The organism is Vibrio sp. 10N.261.52.C2 (assembly GCF_041471425.1).
Taxonomy (GTDB): Bacteria; Pseudomonadota; Gammaproteobacteria; order Enterobacterales; family Vibrionaceae; genus Vibrio; species Vibrio crassostreae_C.
In genome coordinates, this window is the sequence record NZ_JBFROH010000060.1 from 30,002 (window position 1) to 52,433 (window position 22,432).

The 22,432-nt window shown below is 45.2% G+C and carries 17 protein-coding genes; 13 read left to right on the plus strand and 4 right to left on the minus strand.

Annotation, left to right across the window (positions count from 1 at the left end; genetic code table 11):
* Positions 1-154: 154 nt before the first annotated feature.
* The 3 genes from AB4307_RS19900 to AB4307_RS19910 all read right to left on the minus strand — a co-directional run bounded on the left by AB4307_RS19900 (position 155) and on the right by AB4307_RS19910 (position 3,403).
* Positions 155-1,675: a tripartite tricarboxylate transporter permease gene (locus tag AB4307_RS19900; protein WP_372133164.1), complete on the minus strand. Its 1,521-nt coding sequence runs from the start codon at positions 1,673-1,675 to the stop codon at positions 155-157.
* Positions 1,676-1,685: 10 nt separating this feature from the next.
* Positions 1,686-2,186 (minus strand): tripartite tricarboxylate transporter TctB family protein, encoded by a 501-nt coding sequence (locus AB4307_RS19905; protein WP_004733594.1) that lies wholly within the window; start codon positions 2,184-2,186, stop codon positions 1,686-1,688.
* A 245-nt stretch (positions 2,187-2,431) separates the two neighbouring features.
* Positions 2,432-3,403 (minus strand): tripartite tricarboxylate transporter substrate binding protein, encoded by a 972-nt coding sequence (locus AB4307_RS19910; protein WP_017062289.1) that lies wholly within the window; start codon positions 3,401-3,403, stop codon positions 2,432-2,434.
* A gap of 499 nt (positions 3,404-3,902) precedes the next feature.
* Between AB4307_RS19910 and AB4307_RS19915 the strand changes: the two genes are divergently transcribed.
* The 11 genes from AB4307_RS19915 (at position 3,903) to AB4307_RS19965 (ending at position 19,915) form a co-directional block, all read left to right on the plus strand.
* Positions 3,903-7,076 (plus strand): HD domain-containing phosphohydrolase, encoded by a 3,174-nt coding sequence (locus AB4307_RS19915; RefSeq protein ID WP_372133166.1) that lies wholly within the window; start codon positions 3,903-3,905, stop codon positions 7,074-7,076.
* A gap of 391 nt (positions 7,077-7,467) precedes the next feature.
* Complete coding sequence (locus tag AB4307_RS19920; protein ID WP_372132315.1) at positions 7,468-8,187, plus strand: GntR family transcriptional regulator; 720 nt, start codon at positions 7,468-7,470, stop codon at positions 8,185-8,187.
* 100 nt (positions 8,188-8,287) lie between these two features.
* Complete coding sequence (gene prpB / locus AB4307_RS19925) at positions 8,288-9,184, plus strand: methylisocitrate lyase (protein WP_372133169.1); 897 nt, start codon at positions 8,288-8,290, stop codon at positions 9,182-9,184.
* A 147-nt stretch (positions 9,185-9,331) separates the two neighbouring features.
* On the plus strand, positions 9,332-10,546 hold the full coding sequence (gene prpC, locus AB4307_RS19930; protein ID WP_372132273.1) for a bifunctional 2-methylcitrate synthase/citrate synthase: 1,215 nt from the start codon (positions 9,332-9,334) through the stop codon (positions 10,544-10,546).
* Positions 10,547-10,647: 101 nt separating this feature from the next.
* On the plus strand, positions 10,648-13,284 hold the full coding sequence (gene acnD, locus AB4307_RS19935; RefSeq protein ID WP_372133172.1) for a Fe/S-dependent 2-methylisocitrate dehydratase AcnD: 2,637 nt from the start codon (positions 10,648-10,650) through the stop codon (positions 13,282-13,284).
* A gap of 9 nt (positions 13,285-13,293) precedes the next feature.
* Complete coding sequence (prpF, locus tag AB4307_RS19940) at positions 13,294-14,466, plus strand: 2-methylaconitate cis-trans isomerase PrpF (protein ID WP_372133185.1); 1,173 nt, start codon at positions 13,294-13,296, stop codon at positions 14,464-14,466.
* A 118-nt stretch (positions 14,467-14,584) separates the two neighbouring features.
* Positions 14,585-16,489: a propionyl-CoA synthetase gene (locus AB4307_RS19945; RefSeq protein WP_372112908.1), complete on the plus strand. Its 1,905-nt coding sequence runs from the start codon at positions 14,585-14,587 to the stop codon at positions 16,487-16,489.
* A gap of 147 nt (positions 16,490-16,636) precedes the next feature.
* Positions 16,637-17,083, plus strand: coding sequence for a hypothetical protein (locus AB4307_RS19950; protein WP_050648228.1), 447 nt, complete (start codon positions 16,637-16,639; stop codon positions 17,081-17,083).
* Positions 17,084-17,319: 236 nt separating this feature from the next.
* On the plus strand, positions 17,320-17,721 hold the full coding sequence (locus AB4307_RS19955) for a YMGG-like glycine zipper-containing protein (RefSeq protein ID WP_004733606.1): 402 nt from the start codon (positions 17,320-17,322) through the stop codon (positions 17,719-17,721).
* 215 nt (positions 17,722-17,936) lie between these two features.
* Entirely contained in the window at positions 17,937-18,416 is a 480-nt protein-coding gene (locus tag AB4307_RS19960; protein ID WP_009846623.1) for a GNAT family N-acetyltransferase, read from the plus strand.
* 86 nt (positions 18,417-18,502) lie between these two features.
* Positions 18,503-19,915: a bifunctional NUDIX hydrolase/phosphatase PAP2 family protein gene (locus AB4307_RS19965; protein ID WP_029235369.1), complete on the plus strand. Its 1,413-nt coding sequence runs from the start codon at positions 18,503-18,505 to the stop codon at positions 19,913-19,915.
* Between the two features lie 100 nt (positions 19,916-20,015).
* On the opposite strand, the gene AB4307_RS19970 is transcribed toward AB4307_RS19965, so the two are convergent.
* Positions 20,016-20,825, minus strand: coding sequence for a Cof-type HAD-IIB family hydrolase (locus AB4307_RS19970; RefSeq protein ID WP_017062301.1), 810 nt, complete (start codon positions 20,823-20,825; stop codon positions 20,016-20,018).
* Positions 20,826-21,009: 184 nt separating this feature from the next.
* On the opposite strand from AB4307_RS19970, the gene queE reads away from it, so the two are divergent.
* Together queE and queC are read left to right on the plus strand one after the other, a co-directional pair.
* A complete protein-coding gene (queE, locus tag AB4307_RS19975; RefSeq protein ID WP_346762947.1) occupies positions 21,010-21,678 on the plus strand; it encodes a 7-carboxy-7-deazaguanine synthase QueE in 669 nt (222 codons plus the stop codon).
* A 58-nt stretch (positions 21,679-21,736) separates the two neighbouring features.
* Entirely contained in the window at positions 21,737-22,432 is a 696-nt protein-coding gene (gene queC, locus AB4307_RS19980; protein ID WP_243583528.1) for a 7-cyano-7-deazaguanine synthase QueC, read from the plus strand.

A 22,432-nucleotide genomic window follows, 5' to 3' on the forward strand; every position in this document is an offset into this window, starting at 1 on the left:
ACTTGAATTTGTTATGAATATCAGCGCCATGTGTGTTGTAAAGATAGGTTTGTGAGTTTGCTACCATCTTTAACCGCTGGTTTTAATTGAGGCTTTAAATGAAAAAAGGAGCCAATGGCTCCTTTCGTTGAGGTTTAGTTGATTCGATATAGCTTTACACTTCTACTGGCTTCGCTCTAAAACTCTTAAATAGTTTCACTAGAATCGGGCTAGACAGCACCAATACCGCCAGAATAGTGAAGGTCATCGTAATAGGGCGTTCCCATAAGAAGTTCAACTCACCATCGCTGATCATCAATGCTCGTCTTAAGTTCTCTTCCATCAAGCCGCCCAATATGAAGCCTAACAGTAATGGTGCCAATGGGAAGTTGGCTAGCCTTAATGCTATCGCAGCCATCGCTACCAGTAGCATCACAAATACGTCCATCGTGTTGAATGACACCAAGTACACGCCAGTGATTGAGAAGAAGATAATCATTGGCAGTAGAACCGTTCTAGGTACCGCTAGCAGTTTAGAGATATATGGGATCAACGGTAGGTTTAAGATAACCAGCACGATGTTGCCAAAGTACATCGAGATAATCACCGACCAAAATACGTCTGGGTGTTCAACGAACAAGCGAGGACCAGGCTGAATACCGTAGGTAATCAATGCACCAAGCATAATCGCAGTTGTACCAGAGCCCGGAATACCCAGCGTTAGTAGCGGAACGAATGAACCACTTGAAGCGGCGTTGTTTGCTGATTCAGGAGCAACAAGACCACGGATACTGCCTTTACCGAACTCTTTCTGCTTGTCTTTTGGCGCGAGGCTACGCTCCATACCGTAACTTAGGAATGCCGCAATAGTGGCACCTGCGCCCGGTAGAACACCGGTAAAGAAACCGAGAATAGAAGATCGAATTGAAACTGGTGCCACTTCTTTGAACTCTTCTTTGGTGACCTTCATGCTACCAATATCCGACATCTTTTGGCTTTCTTCCGCGCTGGTGTCTTGCTCTGGTTTTAGAATACCCATTAAAGTCTCACCTAAAGCGAAGGTTGCCATAGCAAGAAGTAGGAAACTAAAGCCATCCATCAGGTCTGTTAGACCAAACGTGAAACGCTCAACACCAACGCCTTTGTCGATGCCAACAGTAGACAGCATCAAACCAAGAATGGTCATCATCCATGCCTTGATTACCTGACCTGGGCCCGCAAACGCCGCTACTGCCGATAAACCTAACAACATCAATGCGAAGTAGTCTGAAGACTGGAAGCTCAATGACACGCTGGCTAAAGCCGGAGCCGCAATCAAAAGCATGATTGCCGAAAGTGTGCCACCAGTGAAAGAAGAGTAAGCCGCGAGTGCAAGTGCTTTACCCGCTTGGCCTTTTTGTGCCATCGGGTAGCCATCGAATGCGGTTACTACCGTTGAAGAACAACCTGGAGCGTTGATTAATATTGATGACGTCGAGCCACCAAATACAGCGCCATAGTACACACCAGCCATCAAGATTAGGCCAGAAGAAGGGTCTAGGCCGTATGTAATCGGGATCATCAACGCGATTGCTGAAATTGGACCGAGTCCCGGTAGCATTCCAATAAAGGTACCAATAAAACAGCCAACAATTACCATCATGATGTTCATTGGCATCACGGCGGTAGAAAGTCCTTGTAAAATTCCGTCTAACATAATGTTATCCCTACCAAAGAGTGAAGATTAAACCAGGCTCTAGGTAGATATCTAAGCCTTGAGTTAATAAAAGAAAGAACGCGATAACGAAAGGAAACGACGCGCCAAATAAGACAGCTTTGCGGCGCTCACCCAGTAGGTAAAAGCCTGCAAGTAAGAAGAAGCTGGTTGCTAAAACAAAGCCAAGATAAGTCAGTCCAACACCGTACAGAGCCATTAACACCAAGAAGCCAATAAGCAGTTTCCAGTTCAGCGGCGTAGTGTCGCATGTAACTTTTTTATCCGGCTGTCCGGTTATAAGCAGGATCAACGAAAGGCCAATGCCGATAAACGTTAGCAGGATAGGTAAGGTTCTTGCTGTGAAGGGTTCGTACTCGTCACCGGGGAACAAAGGAATCAGCGTGGTTTGGTAGCCATAGCATAAACATGCAAGCATAAAGAGCATGGCTCCGATGCGATCCTTCGAAAGCAAAGATTCCTTACTCAGAAATTTGGTTGGTAAGTCCGACATATCCAACTCCATTTGGGGTGGTATAAAAAGTAAAAAAGCCGTACATGAGCGAGTCAATGAAATGTCTGGGATCACTAACCAAAGGTAAGCGAATTACGGTACTGGTTTATCAGCCACTTGCGTTTACAACGAATCGGCAAGCGTTAGTAATACGTCTACGAATAAACAAAGGAGTTTGAAGTTAACTCATGCACGGCGAAACAAGGAAAGAGTAAGAGGGCACATAGGCCCTCTATGGTTGTTGGTTATTTCAAGAAACCAAGCTCTCGCATTAGGTCGCCCATCTGTTTTTCTTGATCTTCTAGGAAGGCGTAAAAATCTTTGTCAGCTTTGTAGTTGTCGATCCAACCGTTACGGTCACGAACCACTTGCCACTCATCGGTTTTGTACATTTTGCCAAGCGCTACATTCCACTCGTCGATTTTTGCTTGGCTTGTACCCGGTGCCGCAAAGAAACCACGCCAGTTAGCAAATACTGTCTCGTTGCCGTATTCAGTCAGTGTTGGGATGTTAGGCGCAGCGTCAAGACGCTTTGGAGCCGTCACAGCAAGCACTTTTACTTGGCCAGACTTAGACATCTCTAGTACTTCACCAAGGCCCGTTGAAAGCAGCTGTGTTTCGCCAGAAAGCAGTGCCGCCATCGCTTTACCGCCAGCATCGTAGGCAATGTAACGTACTTTCTTCGCATCAAAACCTTCGCCTTTGAACGCTGCCGCTACTACAAGGTGGTCCATGCTGCCACGAGCTGAACCGCCAGCAATCTTCACTTTACGTGGGTTGGTTTCGAACTCTTTAACGACGTCTTCCCAAGTGTCGTACTTAGAATCCGCAGGAGCGACGATTGCGCCGTAATCGGCAATGGTTGCTGCTACCGGAGTTAGGTCACGGAAAGATTGAGGGAAGATACCTGTTAGTGAACGAACAACGATAGGCGTTGAGTTCACCATTAGCGTGTCTTCTTGGCGTTGTGCTGTTTCGATTAGGTGAGCAATCGCTTTACCGCCACCGCCACCAGACAGGTTTTGGAAAGAGACATTTTCTACGATGTCTGATTTCACCAATACATCACCCGTACCACGAGCTGTCATATCCCAACCACCACCAGCGCCGCCAGGGATTAGGAAGTGGATTTTTTCTACGTCAGCAGCAAAAGTGTTGAAAGAAAAGGTTGCTGCGATGATAGAAGCCGCAAGAGTAGGTTTCAGTGCCTTGAACATGGTTCACGTTCCTTATGTAGGGGATCTCTTCAACGGAGAGAAACTTATGTTTTATTTCCAGCTACTAAACAGATGAGTAGGATATTGCTTAGCAGATGAAGCTAAAGTTAACGGTGTGTTAATGAAATGTCTGTAATGCGGCGATATTGAGAATAAAGAACATTGGATTAATATTGTTCATAAAGTTCACGGTAACGTGTTTTTGTCCATTTACTGTTGAATGATATCTGGATTCTAAAATCGTAGTTATTGTCTCAGAATGATTGAATTCATTGACAAAGTTTGGATTTAACTAGCGTTTTCTACTCGAGTGCATTGGTTGTTGGTCTATATTGTTAGATGTGACTACGATAACTATTTCTGCAAAAGAGTCAGGTGTATAGAGGTGTTAGATTTTAGATGTGGAATAATGAGTTACTATAGTTGATATGCAACTTAAGCGGTATTGATTGCGCTAGGCTGTTAACTTTGGAGTTGGCGATTATTCAAGGATGAAATAATGGCATTAAAAAAAATTTCGTTACGATTTACTGTTGGAGGAATGTTTTTACTCGCGACATTTTTTACCGCTGTTGTTGCGGTTTCACTGCAATATTACTTCAGTAAAAAAATGGCGACTGAGAATACCCTATCAAAGTTGACGATGGTGTCCCAAGAGCTGAGTAACTATATCGGCGCGGTTGATTCTGACGCAGCCAATACGGCGCGTTTACTTTCTTCAGTGAAACGTTCTATAAGTAACAAAATATCGAAAGAAGAGTCGCGTAGTATTCTTTCAGAAGCAATTAAAGATAACCCTCTCTTTTATAGTATTTACATTGGCTCATCTAATGAAAACTTCTTCCAAATTATTAATCTAGAATCTGCCCCTGTCGTTAGAGAAAAAATCGGTGCACAACAAAAAGACCGTTGGGTTGTGGTTGAGATTCATAATATAGGGGAGGAGCGCGTCCGTACGACGAAATATTTTGACCAAGAGTTTACGCTAAGAAACTCAACTACGGAGCAGAGCAACTACCTTCCAACAACCAGGCCTTGGTATGTTTCTGCCAATGTTCAGTCGGTCGAAAAAACTCAGCCATATCTTTTCCAGCATTTACAAATTACCGGGCAAACTTATTCTTTAGCGTTTGATTCGAAAATCGAATCTGAAGTTCAACATGTGATTGGTATTGATATTGTGTTGTCTTCTTTAGCTAGCAAACTATCAGGTACGGCGCTTGGCTTAGCAGAAGACAGTAAGGTTGAGTCTTTCTTATATTCGAAATCGGGTAATATTATTGCGTCTAACCTCAAGGTTAACAATCAGGAATCGGAGTTTGATGTATCAACATTGATGCTATCGTCTGAGCAGCAAGCCTTGATTAACGATACCCCTCCGCTGTTAGTGTCTAATCAAAATGATTGGGGGCCGATGGACTTTTCAGTGGCGGGAAAACCAAACGGCTATGCGATAGACCTTCTTAAAATGATTGGTGAGATGACAGGGATCAGGTTTGAATTTGTTAATGGTTTCTCTTGGGGCGAGCTTGTCAGTAAGTTTCAAGAAGGAAGTATTGATGGCCTGCAATCGGTGCAACATTATAAAAATAATGGCATAGATGGCCTATACACGACTCCAATTTATGAATTGCCATTTTCTATCGTGACAAGGGTCGGCGCGAAGGTTGTCACTAATTATGCCGAGCTTGAGGGTAAAAAAGTTGCCATTTTATCTGGGTGGTCAATTATTCCTAAGTTGAGAGAGGATTTTCCGAACATTGATTTAGTTGAATTTGAAAACCTAGAGTCTGCATTTAATTCAATTGAAAGCGAAGAGAACTTTGCTTTCTTAGAAGCAGAACCCGTACTCTCGTTTGCATTAGATAGGTTTTTCCAGCCAGGCCTTGTTGTCAATGGGACTCTAGAAGATCTAAAACAGAACTACTCAAACCAATTCCATTTGGTGCTGCAGAGCAAGCATAAACAATTGCTCCCAATCATTGATCAAGCTATCAGTAAGTTAAGTGGTGAACAACTTGATGCCTTAGCGAAAAAGTGGCTGCATGATACCGGCTTTAATACGAATACGACGGTTCCTTATACTGAACTTTATGATTTGACTAAGGAAGCAACGGTTGAAGGCAGTATGGTAAGGGTAGAGTTGAATGGCGAGATCAAGCATCTCTATTTAAAGAAAATAGACACGGGCGAACACTACTCTGAGTATTTTGCGGTATTGATTCCCGAATCTGAAGTCTTCAGTACAGTCAATAAACGTCTAGCAACCTCTGTTGGTGTAACGGTGTTACTGATGAGTTTGACGTTGCCTATTGCTTGGGTTTTTGGTGCGCCGATAGTGCATCCAATTCGCCAATTAGAGGAAGAGACTCATAAGGTTAAGCTGCGTGATTATGACAACGTGACAATTCTTGATACTCGAATCAAAGAAGTGTGGGAATTATCTGTTGCTGTAAAAGATATGGCTATGGAGATTAAACGACATGAACAGATGCAAGAGGCGTTTGTTGAGTCGTTTATCAAGCTCATCGCTCAAGCGATCGATGATAAGTCCGCTTATACGGCAGGGCATTGTAATCGTGTACCAGAACTCGGCTTGATGCTGGCTGACGCGGCGGAACAATCGCAGTCTGAGCACTTCAAAGACTTTGAGTTTAAAAATGATGACGAACGCCGTGAGTTTAGAATTGCGGCTTGGCTTCATGATTGTGGCAAGATCACGACACCGGAACACATCGTCGATAAAGGTACGAAGTTAGAAGCGAACTACAACCGAATCCACGAGGTGAGAACTCGATTTGAAGTACTTTGGCGTGATGCGGAAATCACCGCTTTGAGAAAACAACTTGATGGTACGCTATCAACGCAACTGATAGCCGATGAACTTACGGCAACGAAGCAGCAGCTACAAGATGACTTTGCCTTTATCGCTACGTCGAACGTTGGTGGTGAGTTCATGAGTGATGACAAAGTCGCTCGTATTCACGCGATAGCTGAGACGACTTGGACGCGTAACTTTGATGATCAACTTGGTTTATCACCGATAGAGGCGTTGAACCGAGAACCGAGTGCAAGTTTACCTGCGACAGAGCCACTGTTAAGTGATAAACCTGAACATATAGTGAGAAGAGATAGGCCGTTAGAGTTTGACCCGAAACATAAAATCAAAATGGATGTACCTGAGCACTTATATAACCTAGGCGAAGTCTACAATCTGAGTATTGCACGCGGCACGTTGACTGCAGAAGACAGATTCAAGATAAACGAGCACATGCTTGGCACGATTAAGATGCTTGAGAATCTGCCATTCCCGAAAGAGCTAAGCCGTGTTCCTCGCTATGCTTCGACGCATCATGAAACACTCAAAGGTACGGGATATCCAAGGAAGCTGACTGGTGATGACCTTTCAATCCCAGAACGTATTCTGGTGATCTCTGATATTTTTGAGGCATTAACCGCTGCAGATAGGCCTTATAAGAAGGCTAAGCCAATCAGTGTTGCTGTCGACATCATGTATAAAATGGCATTGGACGAGCATCTCGATATCGAACTGTTTAGATTGTTCTTAACCAGCGGCACTCACCTGCGTTATGCAGAAGAGTATCTGAAGCCGGAACAAATTGATTTCGTTGATATCAGCAAATACCTAGATGTTACTCGTCAGATTGCTTGAGTAAAGGTGGCTTGTTAGAACGGGGTCTATGAATGAAAGGCGCACATGAGTGCGCCTTTTTTATATCTGTTTATCGGTGAACAGGTAGATCGACACAAAGTGCTCTGCGTTTGTCAAGTCTGTCTATAAGTTGTCGACACATTGGTTTCGAGTGATTTCAGGGTAGGGAAGGGTTTAGCGGCTCTTTCTTTGCTTAAATCGATAAATAACAAGTGGTTGAATTGTTTTTAGTGTCCTTTTAAGTAAGTTTTTATCGCCTATAGAAAGTACTACCTTAGTCTAAATTGTCGACAATTTGCTTGATTGTCGACAATTTAATCGTGTATTTTATGTTCATGTTATGGAATTGTTGACAATTAAGGTTCAGCAAATAGAAGTGAGCAGCGTGAATATGAATACTGCGATAAAAGATCTCAGCTTAAATGCAAACACGAAAACACGTGTTAGCGATAAAGAGAACACTAAATCAGAAAATCTCACTGAGTATCTCGTTGAGGCGATTGTTAGCGGTGAATTACTACCGGGCAGTAAGATTTCGGAACCTGAATTGGCTAAACGCTTTGAAGTAAGTCGAGGTCCATTACGTGAAGCGATAATGCGTGTGGAAGGGCTTGGCTTGATTGAACGCATTCCTCATGTAGGGGCTCGAGTTATTACTTTTTCGGCAGACAAACTACTAGAGCTTTACGCGGTGCGAGAGGCATTGGAAGGCATGGCGGCTCGCCTAGCAGCGCGACATATCACACAAGAAGAGCTTATCGGGCTTGAAGGATTATTGTCGACACACTCAAAATACATCGATGAAGTCGAAGGTTCTTCTTACTTTCATCAACATGGGGATTTCGATTTCCATTACCGCATTATTAAAGCGAGTCGTAACAGCAAACTGATTTCGCTGCTGTGTGATGAGCTTTATCACCTATTACGCATGTACCGCTATCAATCGCCTAGGGCTCAGTCTCGGCCCAAAGAGGCGCTCGATGAACACAAATACATCCTACAAGCGATTCGCAACCGTGATGAAGAGCTAGCAGAAATGCTAATGCGAAGACACATCTCGGGAAGCCGATTACTTATAGAGCAACAAATTCAATCCAAAGATCTTGATTAATTGGCGACTGGTATTTGCTAGCGGTTCTTCGCTGGCGAGAGCTAAACATCAGTAGTCATAAAGGTTAGCTAGAAATAAACAATTAACAGGGAGCGTCATTATGAAGTTATCAGCAGGAGCTAAGTTCCGACAAGCTGTGCAAGACAACGACCCATTGCAGATCGTCGGTACGGTGAATCCGTATTGCGCGATGATGGCAAAGAACTTGGGGCATCAGGCGATCTATTTGTCTGGCGGAGGCATCGCCAATGCGTCTTATGGGTTGCCTGATTTAGGCATCACCACATTGAACGATGTGTTGGTAGATGTTGAACGTATTACCAACGCGTGTGATCTGCCATTGCTGGTGGATATCGATACGGGATTTGGTGGCGCATTCAATATTGCACGTACGATTCGCGCTATGGAGAAGGCAGGCGCAGCAGCAATCCATATGGAAGATCAAGTGGCCCAGAAACGCTGTGGTCATCGACCGAATAAAGCGATTGTTAGCCAGCAAGAGATGGTCGATAGAGTCAAAGCGGCAACCGATGCTAGAACCGATGAGAGCTTTGTGATTATGGCGCGTACGGATGCATTGGCGGTTGAAGGCATTGATAGTTCGATTGAAAGGGCGATTGCTTGTGTTGAAGCGGGCGCTGACATGATTTTCCCTGAAGCGATGAATCAACTCGATCAATACGTGAAGTTCTCGGCAGCGCTGAAATCTGCAACGGGTAAGCACGTGCCTATTCTCGCGAACATCACTGAGTTCGGCCAAACACCACTCTACAACTGTCACGAGTTAGCCCAATCAAGTGTCGACATGGTGCTTTACCCATTGAGTGCGTTCCGTGCGATGAATAAAGCGGCTGAGAATGTTTACAAGCACTTGTTAGTTGAAGGTAATCAGGAAGCTCTGTTGGATTCAATGCAAACCCGTAAAGAGCTGTACGAACACCTTAATTACCACGACTACGAGAACAAGCTTGATCAGTTGTTTTCAAGCGAAGGGTAAAAACAGTTTCAATTAATCAAAAATCAATTTAATCCAATAACGTGAAATGGTTAGTCGCCATATCCAGTACCGATGATAAAGATCATCGGACATATAAACAGGCAGCACCAAAGAGTGCAGGCGGCTAACACAGAAAAGGAGTTCACCATGTCTGTATCTTTGAGTGATAAAGCAGCTGTCGATAAGGCTTCAACAGAAAACCCACAACAAAGCGAAAAACCCGAAAGCAATCCAGCCAGCGCACCTGCAATCGGTGGTGCTGGTCTACGTGGCCAAAGTGCGGGAACTACGGCGCTATGTACCGTAGGCCAGTCAGGAACCGGCTTAACCTACCGTGGTTATGATATTACCGACCTTGCTAATCATGCTCAGTTCGAAGAAGTGGCTCATCTGCTACTAAGAGGCCACTTACCCACTGAAAAAGAGCTCGATGACTACAAAGCCTTGTTAGTTGGTCTGCGCGGCTTGCCTCAACCTTTGAAAGCGGCCTTAGAACTGATCCCTGCAGACGCTCATCCGATGGATGTGATGAGAACGGGTTGTTCAATGCTAGGTAATCTAGAGCAAGAGTCTGACTTCTCCGAGCAACTGCCTGCGACTGAACGAATGCTCGCGCTTTTCCCTGCCATTATTTGTTATTGGTACCGCTTTAGCCATGATGGCGTGCGAATTGATACTGAAGATCAAAGTGAAGCCTGTCTGGGTGGCTACTTCTTGAAAATGCTAACAGATAAAGCGCCGAGTGAACTGCATAAGCAGGTAATGCACTGTTCGCTAACGCTTTACGCAGAGCATGAGTTTAACGCATCTACTTTTGCTGCCCGTGTCTGTGCATCAACACTGTCAGATATTCATTCGTGCGTTACAGCAGCAATTGGCACACTAAGAGGTCCTTTACATGGCGGTGCGAATGAAGCGGCAATGGAAATGATCCAAGATTGGAAATCCGCTGATGAAGCAGAAACTAACATCATGCAGATGCTTGCTAACAAAGACAAAATCATGGGCTTCGGTCATGCCATTTATCGTGAAAGCGACCCACGAAATGCTCTAATCAAGCGTTGGTCAAAAGAGCTAGCTCAAGAGGTCGGTGATAAACAGCTTTACGCCGTTTCAGAACGTGTTGAAGCGGTTATGAAGCGCGAGAAAGGCTTGTTCTGTAATGCTGACTTCTTCCATGCATCGGCATATCACTTCATGGACATCCCAACCAAATTGTTTACTCCGATCTTTGTGATGAGCCGCCTTACAGGTTGGACGGCGCATGTGTTCGAACAAAGAGAAAACAATCGCATCATTCGTCCAAGTGCAGACTACACCGGGCCAGAGCATCAAGACTGGTTACCTATTCATCTACGTTAGCCCTCTATAACGAGCCGACTTATGTCTTGAGGTGACTTCCGTCTTCATACGACAAGGCCTCAAGAACCAACGAATAGAATTTAACAGATAATGGTGGATGTATGTCTGATGTGAAACTTGAACAAGCTCAGTACCTTGATAAAAATCAGTACCGAAAACTTTTACCCGGAACTCATTTAGAATATTACGATGCTTGCGAAGCGGTAGAAGCGATATCTCCGGGCAGTTATAAAACCTTGCCTTATACGTCGAGAGTATTGGCAGAGCAATTAGTAAGACGCTGTGATCCTGAAACCCTTGAAGACAGCTTAAAACAGATCATTGAACGCAAGAGTGACCTTGATTTCCCTTGGTATCCTGCGCGTGTGGTGTGTCATGACATTCTTGGTCAAACAGCCCTAGTAGATTTGGCTGGATTAAGAGACGCGATTGCCGACCAAGGCGGAGACCCTGCCAAGGTGAACCCCGTTGTCGAAACCCAACTGATTGTTGATCACTCTCTGGCAGTGGAACATGCAGGCTTTGATAGCGAAGCCTTTGATAAAAACCGCGCGATTGAGGAGCGCAGAAACGAAGACCGTTTTCATTTTATCGAATGGTGTAAAACCGCGTTTAAAAACGTGAGTGTAATTCCTGCGGGTAACGGGATCATGCACCAGATTAACTTAGAGAAGATGTCTCCGGTTATTCAATCTAAAGAAGGCATCGCGTTTCCTGATACTTGTGTTGGTACCGATAGCCACACTCCTCACGTTGATGCTCTGGGTGTCATTGCCATTGGAGTCGGCGGCTTGGAAGCTGAGACCGTGATGCTCGGTCGTCCGTCAATGATGCGCTTGCCTGATATTGTCGGCGTTAAACTGACGGGTCAGAGACTAGAAGGGATAACTGCAACGGATATTGTGCTTGCGATTACTGAGTTCCTTCGCAATGAGAGAGTGGTCTCAAGCTATTTGGAATTCTTCGGTGAAGGGGCTCGTGCTCTGACTATTGGTGACCGCGCAACGATATCTAACATGACGCCAGAATATGGTGCGACAGCGGGTATGTTCTATATCGATGAGCAGACTATTCAATACCTGAAACTCACTGGTCGAGAGCCTGAGCAGGTTGAACTAGTTGAACGCTACGCCAAGCAAACTGGGCTATGGGCTGACGATCTCGATTCTGCTCAATATGAGCGTGTACTTGAGTTTGATTTATCGAAGGTAGAGCGCAATCTTGCAGGGCCATCCAATCCCCATCGTCGTTTGCCAACCAGAGAGCTGGCTGAACAAGGCATCAGTCAAGCATCTTGGAAAGAGCAGCATGCTAAGCAGTACAGCGATGATCAGATGCCCGATGGTGCCGTAATCATTGCGGCAATTACTTCTTGTACCAACACCAGCAACCCAAGAAACGTGGTCGCCGCAGCATTAGTGGCTAAGAAAGCCAATCAGCTTGGATTAGTTCGTAAACCGTGGGTGAAAACGTCATTTGCTCCAGGTTCTAAAGTTGCCAAGCTCTATCTCGAGTCGGCGGGTTTGCTTCCTGAGCTGGAACAATTAGGATTTGGTATCGTCGGTTATGCGTGTACTACCTGTAATGGTATGAGCGGAGCCCTAGATCCTGCTATCCAACAAGAGATCATCGACCGCGACCTGTACTCAACCGCTGTGTTGTCAGGGAATCGAAATTTCGATGGTCGAATCCATCCCTATGCAAAACAAGCGTTTTTAGCCTCACCGCCATTAGTGGTTGCTTATGCCTTGGCGGGTACGATTCGCTTTGATATCGAGAAAGACAGCTTAGGCACTGACAACCATGGTAAGCCAATCTACTTAAGCGATTTATGGCCGAGTGATGCCGAGATCGATGCTGTTGTCGGTGAGCATGTTAAGCCTCAGCAATTCCAACAAATCTACGTAAAAATGTTCCAGCCAGACGAGGAGCAGGTGACTACTGAACCGCTTTATGACTGGCGACCTCAAAGTACCTATATTCGCAGGCCACCTTATTGGGAAGGTGCTCTTGCGGGAGAACGAAGCCTATCTGGTATGAGACCTTTAGCGATTCTGGGTGACAATATCACTACAGATCACTTATCCCCTTCAAATGCGATTCTCGCTTCGAGCGCTGCGGGGGAATATCTCACCAAAATGGAAGTGCCGGAAGAGGACTTTAACTCTTACGCGACCCATCGAGGCGATCACTTAACCGCGCAACGAGCAACATTCGCCAACCCTAAGCTGTATAACGAAATGGTTAAGGACGCTGGAGAAGTTGTGCAAGGTTCACTAGCAAGAGTTGAACCAGAAGGTCAAGTTACGCGAATGTGGGAAGCGATAGAAACCTACATGAACCGTAAACAGCCTTTGATTGTCGTGGCGGGTGCCGATTATGGACAAGGTTCATCACGTGACTGGGCAGCCAAAGGGGTGCGCTTGGCGGGTGTTGAAGTGATTGTTGCCGAAGGCTTTGAACGAATCCACAGAACCAACTTAGTTGGAATGGGTGTGTTGCCTTTGCAGTTTAAAGCGGGAACCAATCGCAATACCTTAGAACTGGACGGCACCGAGCTTTACGACGTGTACGGCGACATTGAAGCAGGGTCTGATTTGGCTCTAGTCATCACTCGTAAAAACGGTGACAAGCTGGATGTTCCTGTGACCTGCCGACTAGACACGGCAGACGAAGTGAATGTGTACAGCGCTGGTGGCGTATTGCAACGTTTCGCTAAAGACTTTCTCGCACAGTAGGAGCTTATGATGACAAATAAACAGATAAAAGTACCTGCTACCTACATGCGGGGCGGAACAAGCAAAGGCGTTTTGTTCAACTTAAGTGACTTACCTGAGGCTGCGCAAGTTGCCGGAGAAGCTCGAGACGCATTACTTCTGCGCGTGATTGGTAGTCCAGATCCTTATGGCAAACAAACCGATGGCATGGGTGGTGCAACATCCAGTACCAGTAAAACCGTTATTGTTTCGAAAAGTAGTAAAGCCGATCACGATGTTGATTACCTATTCGGCCAAGTAGCAATAGACAAGCCGTTCGTTGATTGGAGCGGTAACTGCGGCAATCTGTCTGCTGCAGTGGGCCCATTTGCTATTCATAGTGGCCTAGTCGACTCGAATCGTATTCCAGAAAACGGTGTGGTCGAGGTGCGAGTATGGCAAGTGAACATAGAGAAAACCATTATTGTTCATGTACCTATCGCTGGTGGCGAAGTTCAAGAGTTAGGTGATTTTGAACTCGACGGTGTGACTTTCCCCGCCGCTGAGATCCAAGTTGATTTCCTAGACCCCGCCGATGCGAGTGGCTCTATGTTCCCAACAGGGAATGTTGTCGATTTTTTAGATGTTCCCGATCTGGGTTGCATCAAAGCGACATACATTAATGCTGGGATACCCACCATTTTTGTTGATGCTGAATCGGTTGGCTACCAAGGCACTGAACTTCAGTCAGATATCAATAGTGATACCAAAGCCTTGGCTCTGTTTGAATCCATACGAGCACATGGTGCAGTAGCAATGGGTCTTATTGATTCTTTAGAACAAGCTGAATCATGTCAACATACACCTAAAGTCGCGTTTGTTGCTAAGCCTCAAGCGTACCAAGCTTCCAGTGGTAAGTCGGTTGCTGTCGAAGATACTGACCTTCTGGTGCGTGCTTTGTCTATGGGGCAACTGCACCATGCCATGATGGGTACGGCTGCGGTTGCTATTGCTTCAGCGGCAAGTGTTCCTGGCACCTTAGTGAACTTGGCAGCCGGTGAGGGAAGTCGTGATTTCGTGACCTTTGGACACCCGTCAGGAACCTTAAAGGTAGGTGCGAAAGCGCTGCAGGCCGAAAGTGGGTGGAAAATAGAGAGGGCGATTATGAGTCGTAGTGCCCGAGTGATCATGGAAGGTGCCATTCGTGTGCCTTTTCCCAAGTAAAGCGATTGTCGTGAACGGTTAAATGTTCACGAATACAACGCTGAGAAAAGAGTGCACCCAAGTGAAACTGTTAAAAGCTAGTCGCTTGGACTAATGGATAAATCATGGAGGAGGCACTATGTCTGCTACGAATCGAATGACTAGAAAAACAGATTACATCACCGAGTATCAATGGGCGAGGGAAGACCCAAATTCGTTTTGGGAAACACAATCACAAGCGATAGATTGGTTTGAACCACCAAAAACGATATTACAAACTGACGATAACGGAATTGAGCGTTGGTTTCCTGATGGGGTGATGAACACCTGCTGGCTCGCGCTGGATTATCATTGTGAAAATGGGCGAGGTGACAATACCGCACTGATTTACGACTCTCCAGTTACAGGAACTCAATCCTCGTACACTTACAATCAATTGCGTAACCAAGTGGCTAAAGTCGCTGGTATGTTAGCCACGCAAGGCGTTACCAAAGGTGATCGTGTGGTGATCTACATGCCAATGATTCCTGAAGCGGCGATGGCAATGTTGGCCTGTGCACGACTAGGTGCGGTGCATTCGGTGGTGTTTGGTGGTTTTGCCCCTCATGAGCTTGCCGTTCGAATTGAAGATGCCGAGCCCAAGGTGTTGATTACTGCATCCTGCGGTGTCGAGATAAATAAAGTCCTGCCATATAAGCCGATGGTCGATCGCGCGATCATGGACAGCCGATGGAAGCCTGAGAAAGTGGTGGTATTCCAAAGAGAGCAGTCTCTAGCCGAATTGAACAACGAACGTGATGTACTTTGGCAGCAAGCTGTTGAGGATGCTTTGCCTCACGTATGTGTGCCTGTTCTAGCGACTGACCCACTATATATCTTGTATACATCAGGGACGACGGGTAAGCCAAAAGGCGTGGTGCGCGATAATGGTGGTCATGCGGTCGCGATGAAATACTCGATGAGCACTATCTACGATATGCCGCAAGATGGTGTGTTTTGGGCGGCTTCTGATGTCGGCTGGGTAGTGGGGCATTCCTATATTGTGTATGCGCCATTGATTCATGGTTGCACAACCATCTTGTTTGAAGGAAAGCCAGTTAGAACGCCAGATCCGGGGGCATTCTGGCGTGTGTGTGAAGAGTACAACGTCGATGTGTTATTTTCTGCGCCAACGGCATTTAGAGCTATCAAGAAAGAAGATCCTGAAGGCGAGTTACTCACCAAGTATGACTTATCATCGCTCAAGTCGATTTTTATGGCGGGAGAGCGTTTGGACCCGCCAACATTGGATTGGGTTGAGTCTCATACCAATAAACCGGTTATTGACCACTGGTGGCAAACCGAAACGGGTTGGGCTATTTCTGCCAATCCGACAGGGCTGGAATCTTTGCCAGTGAAAGCAGGTTCTTCAACTAAGCCTGTGCCCGGTTACCAAGTCGAGATTCTTAATGAATTGGGTGAAACGGCACAGCCTAATCAGCAAGGCTTTGTTGCACTCAAACGTCCACTACCACCCGGTTGTCTGCCAACGGTTTGGCGTAATCATGATCGATTTGAATCTGGCTATCTGAGCCAATTCCCAGGCTATTATGTTTCTGGGGACGGTGGCTATCTCGATGAAGATGGGTATCTATTTATTATGGGCCGTATCGACGATGTGATAAACGTAGCGGGACACCGTCTGTCGACTGGAGAAATGGAAGAGATCGTGGGTGGTCACCCAGCCATTGCAGAATGTGCGGTAGTCGGGATTCACGATGACTTGAAAGGACAACTTCCTTTAGGTCTAGTTGTGTTAAAAGATGGCGTAAAAGTCGATGGCATTGAGTTGCAAAGGGAATTGGTTGGCAAGGTTCGTAATGAGATCGGCGCGGTAGCTTGTTTTAAGCAAGCCTTGGTTGTTGAGAGGTTACCTAAGACACGCTCAGGTAAGATCTTACGTAGAACGATCCGGCAGATCGCAGAAGGTGAACAATATGTGGTGCCTTCAACTATTGACGACCCTACCAGCTTAGCTGAAATTGCTGAAAAGCTCGGCAAATAGACGTCGCAGTTTAGGTAATCTCACCTTCGGCTTGTTGATTTATACATAATCCGGCGTGATGGTTTACCTAAACTCTACTTTATTCATCCGCTTATCCATTGCGTTTACTATGACCTCATTATGAATCCCACATATTGAGGTCTTTTTATGCGAGCTTACTTTTTGTTGATTGCTTTATTGGTCAGTGGTGCTGCTAGTGCCAGTATTTCAAAGGATGAAGCGAGTAGAGCGTTGTTAGAACCTTTGAGTCATCCCAAGGTATTTAAATGTGTATCAAAGACTGGCGTCGATCTCTATCAAGCGGTTTTTGATATTGGTGTGGGATATGAAGCCGACCCTATTAACTCGAAGATGATCGTTAATTCAAGGAAAGGCCGCTACGAATATCAAATCTTAGGCGCAGTAAGGTCTGAAAGAGCTGGTGAAATTGTCGTGTTAACTCGCCATGTGGGAGACGGTGTTAAAGTTGCGGCTATGATTGATGACGAAAATGGCAAGATACTGGGGATCGGCGATAAAAATCATTATCGAGATTGTGGTGTTAGGCCACCACCTAGCGTAGCAAACATGCAAAACTTTTGGTCTAAAGGCTAAGAGATATGTGAAAGGCAAGAATTATAGAGAAAGCTCGATTGAGGCGACCTTATTGGTCGCCTTTTTTGTTTGTCAGGCTAAAGCGAGCTCAAAGATATATATCAATAAGCACTTATGCGATGGTTGAATGATACATAACTGAACATGATGTATCGTCTAAACGTGGCTTTATTTATCTCATTAACGGTTCTGCTTAAGATGGCTCTACTCCAAACGAAGAACTAAGCGAGACTCCTATGAAATTCACTAAACCTTTTCTTTTAGCGACACTGATTGTGACTCTTTCTGGTTGCGCATCACCAGCAATGGATAACGAAAATGAGAATGCTGCACGTAATCGTGGTGCTGTGGGCGGTGCTTTATTAGGAGCGACAGCTGGCGCTCTAACTGGAGATGCGAGCTTAGCCGCGAAGGGGGCTGCATTGGGTGGTGTGACTGGTGGTGTTGCTGGTTCAATGAAAGATACGGATGATGCAAGAAACGCACAACGAACCCAAGTTACTGCTGATGGTCTAGCGCAAGACAATCGCACTGATGCAGAAAAGCGAGTTGCGGAAGTAGAGGCGGAAATTAAGCTTATTGAACTGGAACAACAGCTTGCTGATCTCAAAGAAGAGAAAGAAGATAACGGTGCATAAAGCTGAAGCTACAGCAAAAGCCACAGCAAAAAACATAGCTTCGATATTCGTTTAATTCAAAATCATTCAAACAGAATGGCCACGTAATGTGGCCGTTTTTGTATCTAAAATACACACTTCAAACAATGAATTAATTCAATAACTTGTATAGATACTCACGCCAAGTACACTAGACTCAGTTTAGATATTAATTTGGTTTGAGAAGCGCAATAGTCATGAATGTCACCTTAAGGGCCGCAAAGCACGCGGATTTAGAACAACTTAACGAGTTAATGTTCGATCTCCACCATCACCACCACCTTGCTAGCCCAGAGCACTTTAAAACGGCAGAAGAGATTGAGCAGGAAAAAAGCATTGCACGATACTTGGATGACCCTGAATGTTTGGTTTATGTGGCATTAAAAGGAGAGCTCATTGTTGGCTTTATCTCAGGGCATTTTTGTGAGCTTATCTCAACGGTCAGCAAACCAGTGCCGATGGGAAGTGTCGATGAACTGTTTGTCTTGCCTGATTATCGAAAAGAATCGATTGCTGAAAAGTTGTTTAACAAAGTTGAAAGTACTTTTGATGATTATGGGGTTGAACAAGTCTTTGTAGAAGTTTGGGACTTTAACTCGCCTGCCAAGGACTTCTATCAAAAAATGGGGTTCACACCTCACATTCAATGGATGAGGAAGGCTTTGCACAAAACGTAGACAGCGATTTTGTGTGGCTTTGATTACAATAGTTCAACTGCAACAGCAGTCTTCAATATTCTTCTATTATTTTTTAGGTAAACTCGTTGGTTATTCGATATTTATTAGTTTTCATACTGTCTCTTTTGAGTACTACTTCCGCTTGGGCAAACGACACTTTGCCCGATCATATCGCGGGCGCCTTGTGTGTAGTACGTGCTGATAACCAAATCGTGTTGGTTGATGAGTTGATCACCGGTCAATTGTCTCTACCGGGAGGCACTGTTGTTTCAGGTGAGCCGCCAGCCGTCGCGGCGCAACGTGAAACGTGGGAAGAGGCTGGTTTGTCGGTAACGGTCGGTGATGTGCTAGGTTATACCGACAGTGCCGTCGTGTTTGATTGTATTTCTGACTCTGAAGTGATCAGTTACAAGGCTCGAAATGAGTTAGGTGGCTTTGAGCTGCCGATTTGGTTTGCTCCTCATTATGGCGTGGAAGTCAGCCGAGCGATGTTACTTCCTCCTACTGAATTGCAAGATCACCAATACCGCTACCCAGAACAGTGGTCTGAGATTAACGAGCTGTTTTTATCTGCGACAGATCAACCGGTGACGTATGTGACTGAGCTGGTGGGCGCGGCACCCAAAGTCCATCAAGTTGAATTAAATTGGATTGTGTCACTTCAAAACACGTTCGATAAGATGCCAAGCGTATTTGCGAATACTGTGCTTTTGACTGACTTGTTGGCCAAGCCATGGGTCTTCATTGTGATATTGCCGTTAATTGCTTGGTACTTTGGCCGTAACTTCGCGTTGAAGTTTGGCTTCACTTTGATCTCGGTGACACTACTTACTTTAATCGCGCACCAAGGTTTTGGTTTTCCACGTCCACACGCTTACATGCCAACATTGAAACTGGTGATGAGCAGTGGGTATAGTTTTCCAAGTCTGTTGGCTGCCTTGTGGGTCAGTTTAACCTTGTTAGTCTTTTGGAAACTAAAGCGCCTCTTGGAGCAAAAAGCCATTCTGGTAGTGCTCGCTGGCCTGCTGTGGATCATGCTATTTAAGTCTTATTCAGGTAGTGCGTTTTTTAGTGATGTATTAATGGGTGGCGTATTAGGCGCTTTAACGACGTGGCATATCGTGAGATTAGACGCGAAACCGGATGTTGATATTAGCGCCTTATTGAGTTCTAAAGGTGTTTGGTGGGCATTGTGCTTACTGTCGATTGTTCTGACGGTGATATGGCCACTGCCAACATTCTCATTCTGGGTGGCGATTTTGATGACGATTGCATGCCTAGTGACGTTAACAGACTCGAAACCTTTGGTTGGTCAGTTCTCATTCAAGATCGTTCTTGGAGTGATGGCGATGTTGTTAGCGGGAAATCTGCTGATTAGCTGGGCTGGAAGCTTTGTCTCTTTCAGCGGTATTGCTTCATTTATTGTTGAAACGTTACGTTTCCCAATCTTGATTCTGTTTGGTGTGGTGGCATTTCGTCTGCCATGGAAAAGAGAGTAAGCGACTCGACTAACACAAAATCAAAAAGGCTGTGCAGTGCACAGCCTTTGTCATTTCTGAAACAAGCAAAAAGTAATTCTTATTAGAACCTGTTGAGCGTTTATGAGTTGAAGATAAACTTCTCAATCGCGACCGCTACACCATGGTCGTCGTTGCTAGCTGTGATGTGATCCGCCAGTTTCTTGGTTTCTTCCATTGCGTTTTCCATTGCAATGCCAAGGCCTGCGTATTCAAGCATATGGTGATCGTTTTCAGCATCACCCATGCAGATGACTTCTTCCGCTTTAATGCCTAAGTGTTTCGCTATCGCTTCAATACCGACACCCTTGTTTGATTTCGGGTTTAGGAACTCTAAGAAGAATGGTGCACTTTGTACGATAGTAAACTGAGTCTTAAGCTCTTGTGGCAACTTACCGATGATTTCAGTCAGCTTGCTTGGTTCAGCGACAATCATAGTTTTGATGATTTCGTGGTCATCTTCTAGTTGAGAAAAGTCGAACTCGGTTATATCTAAGCAATTAATACGCGCTTCAATACCAGTGTACTCATTGTTCTCAGGTGTGATTAAGCCGTGGATCTTGCTGAAAGCATGGACATAACCACCAAGCTGTTCAGCGAGGGCAGCAATCTCTTTTGCGGCTTTACCGTTGCTGATCTCACTGTGAATGATCTCTTTTGTCGATACGTTCTGAACCATAGAGCCGTTGTAGAAGAGTACAAAGTCATCTTCGCCGTCAATCGAAAGCTCATCTAATTTGCTTTGCATGCCTTCTAAAGGGCGACCAGAAGCGAGAACTACTTTCACACCTGCAGCTCGTGCTTTGGCGATTGCGTCTTTGTTCTCTTGAGAAATCACTTTTTCACTGTTGAGTAGTGTGCCATCCATATCAAGAGCAATCAGTTTGTACATGTTGTTCCTTACTAAAAAATTAAAAGCTAACGAAATCTATGGGCGAAAGGATAAGGGAACTTGAAAGTTCAGGCTAGGGCTTTGATCAACTCATTTATCAGTACTCATTTGTTTGACCAAAAGGGGGAAGTGCTTTAAGGTCTGCGGTTGATTAATTTCATCAAATGATTGAGCTGAGGGAAAGTTGTACAAGATTAATGAAATGTTTGAAACCATTCAGGGTGAGGGCGTGTTTACTGGCGTTCCCGCTGTTTTTGTTCGTCTGCAAATTTGCCCAGTGGGCTGTTCTTGGTGTGATACCAAGCAGACCTGGGAAGCGTTGCCAGAAGAGGAAACCAGCCTTGGCGATATTATGGTTAAGACAGAAGATTCACCTACTTGGTCAGCAATCGATGCTCAAGGAATCGTGAATGAATATATCAAGCAAGGTTACACTGCTAAGCACATTGTGATTACTGGTGGTGAGCCATGCATTTATGATCTTGTTCCTCTTACTGAAGCGTTTGAGCAGCACGGTTGTCGCTGTCAGATTGAGACTAGCGGAACATCAGAAGTTAAAGCCACACCGGACACTTGGGTTACGGTGTCACCGAAAGTGGCGATGAAAGCGAAACTGGAAATCTTAGATAGCGCCTTGCAACGTGCTAACGAAATTAAGCATCCAGTAGGTACAAGCAAAGACATCGAACAACTTGACGGTTTATTGGAGCGAGCAGCAGTTCCTAACGACACTGTTATCGCTCTGCAACCAATCAGCCAAAAAGACCGCGCTACTCAGCTTTGTATTGATACCTGCATTGAGCGCAATTGGCGCTTATCAATACAAACTCACAAATATTTGAGCATCGCATAGGTTGTATTTTTACTGGGCAAGATAAGTCGCTAGTAGAAGGTTCTCGTAAGGATTTAAGATGAAAAAAGCAGTGGTAGTATTCAGTGGTGGTCAAGACTCAACAACGTGTCTTGTTCAAGCATTAAAAGAGTATGATGAAGTTCATGCGATTACGTTTGATTATGGTCAGCGCCATAGACTCGAGATTGAAGTTGCTGAGTCATTGTCGAAAGAGCTTGGTGTGAAAGCGCACAAAGTGATGGATGTGACTCTGTTGAATGAACTGGCTATCAGCTCTTTGACTCGTGACGATATTCCTGTGTCTCATGAGCTGCAAGAGAATGGGCTGCCGAATTCATTCGTTCCTGGTCGTAATATTCTATTTCTGACTCTAGCGGGTATTTACGCTTACCAAATCGGTGCTGAAACCGTGATTACAGGTGTGTGTGAAACAGACTTTTCTGGTTACCCTGATTGTCGTAATGACTTTGTGAAGGCGATGAACTCTGCGCTTGTACAAGGTATGGACAAGCCGCTTGATATTAAAACACCGTTAATGTGGCTCAACAAAGCTGAAACATGGGCGTTGGCCGACCAGTACTCAGCACTTGAGCTTGTTCGAAATAAAACACTGACTTGTTACAATGGCATTGTCGGGGATGGTTGTGGCGATTGCCCAGCGTGTGAACTGCGTAAAGTTGGCCTTAACGATTACCTAGGTGATCGTGAAGGTATTATGGCTGAGTTGGTTCGCAAACAGACTGAGAATAAATAA

Excerpts from the sequence above, each read along its gene's own strand:
- AB4307_RS19950 (WP_050648228.1), top strand. The coding sequence starts at position 16,637 with ATGCGAGCTTACTTTTTGTTGATTGCTTTATTGGTCAGTGGTGCTGCT.
- prpC (WP_372132273.1), top strand. The coding sequence starts at position 9,332 with ATGTCTGTATCTTTGAGTGATAAAGCAGCTGTCGATAAGGCTTCAACA.
- AB4307_RS19970 (WP_017062301.1), bottom strand. The coding sequence starts at position 20,825 with ATGTACAAACTGATTGCTCTTGATATGGATGGCACACTACTCAACAGT.
- AB4307_RS19905 (WP_004733594.1), bottom strand. The coding sequence starts at position 2,186 with ATGTCGGACTTACCAACCAAATTTCTGAGTAAGGAATCTTTGCTTTCG.
- prpF (WP_372133185.1), top strand. The coding sequence starts at position 13,294 with ATGACAAATAAACAGATAAAAGTACCTGCTACCTACATGCGGGGCGGA.
- prpB (WP_372133169.1), top strand. The coding sequence starts at position 8,288 with ATGAAGTTATCAGCAGGAGCTAAGTTCCGACAAGCTGTGCAAGACAAC.
- AB4307_RS19920 (WP_372132315.1), top strand. The coding sequence starts at position 7,468 with ATGAATACTGCGATAAAAGATCTCAGCTTAAATGCAAACACGAAAACA.
- AB4307_RS19955 (WP_004733606.1), top strand. The coding sequence starts at position 17,320 with ATGAAATTCACTAAACCTTTTCTTTTAGCGACACTGATTGTGACTCTT.
- AB4307_RS19900 (WP_372133164.1), bottom strand. The coding sequence starts at position 1,675 with ATGTTAGACGGAATTTTACAAGGACTTTCTACCGCCGTGATGCCAATG.
- AB4307_RS19910 (WP_017062289.1), bottom strand. The coding sequence starts at position 3,403 with ATGTTCAAGGCACTGAAACCTACTCTTGCGGCTTCTATCATCGCAGCA.
- AB4307_RS19945 (WP_372112908.1), top strand. The coding sequence starts at position 14,585 with ATGTCTGCTACGAATCGAATGACTAGAAAAACAGATTACATCACCGAG.
- AB4307_RS19915 (WP_372133166.1), top strand. The coding sequence starts at position 3,903 with ATGGCATTAAAAAAAATTTCGTTACGATTTACTGTTGGAGGAATGTTT.
- acnD (WP_372133172.1), top strand. The coding sequence starts at position 10,648 with ATGTCTGATGTGAAACTTGAACAAGCTCAGTACCTTGATAAAAATCAG.
- AB4307_RS19960 (WP_009846623.1), top strand. The coding sequence starts at position 17,937 with ATGAATGTCACCTTAAGGGCCGCAAAGCACGCGGATTTAGAACAACTT.
- queC (WP_243583528.1), top strand. The coding sequence starts at position 21,737 with ATGAAAAAAGCAGTGGTAGTATTCAGTGGTGGTCAAGACTCAACAACG.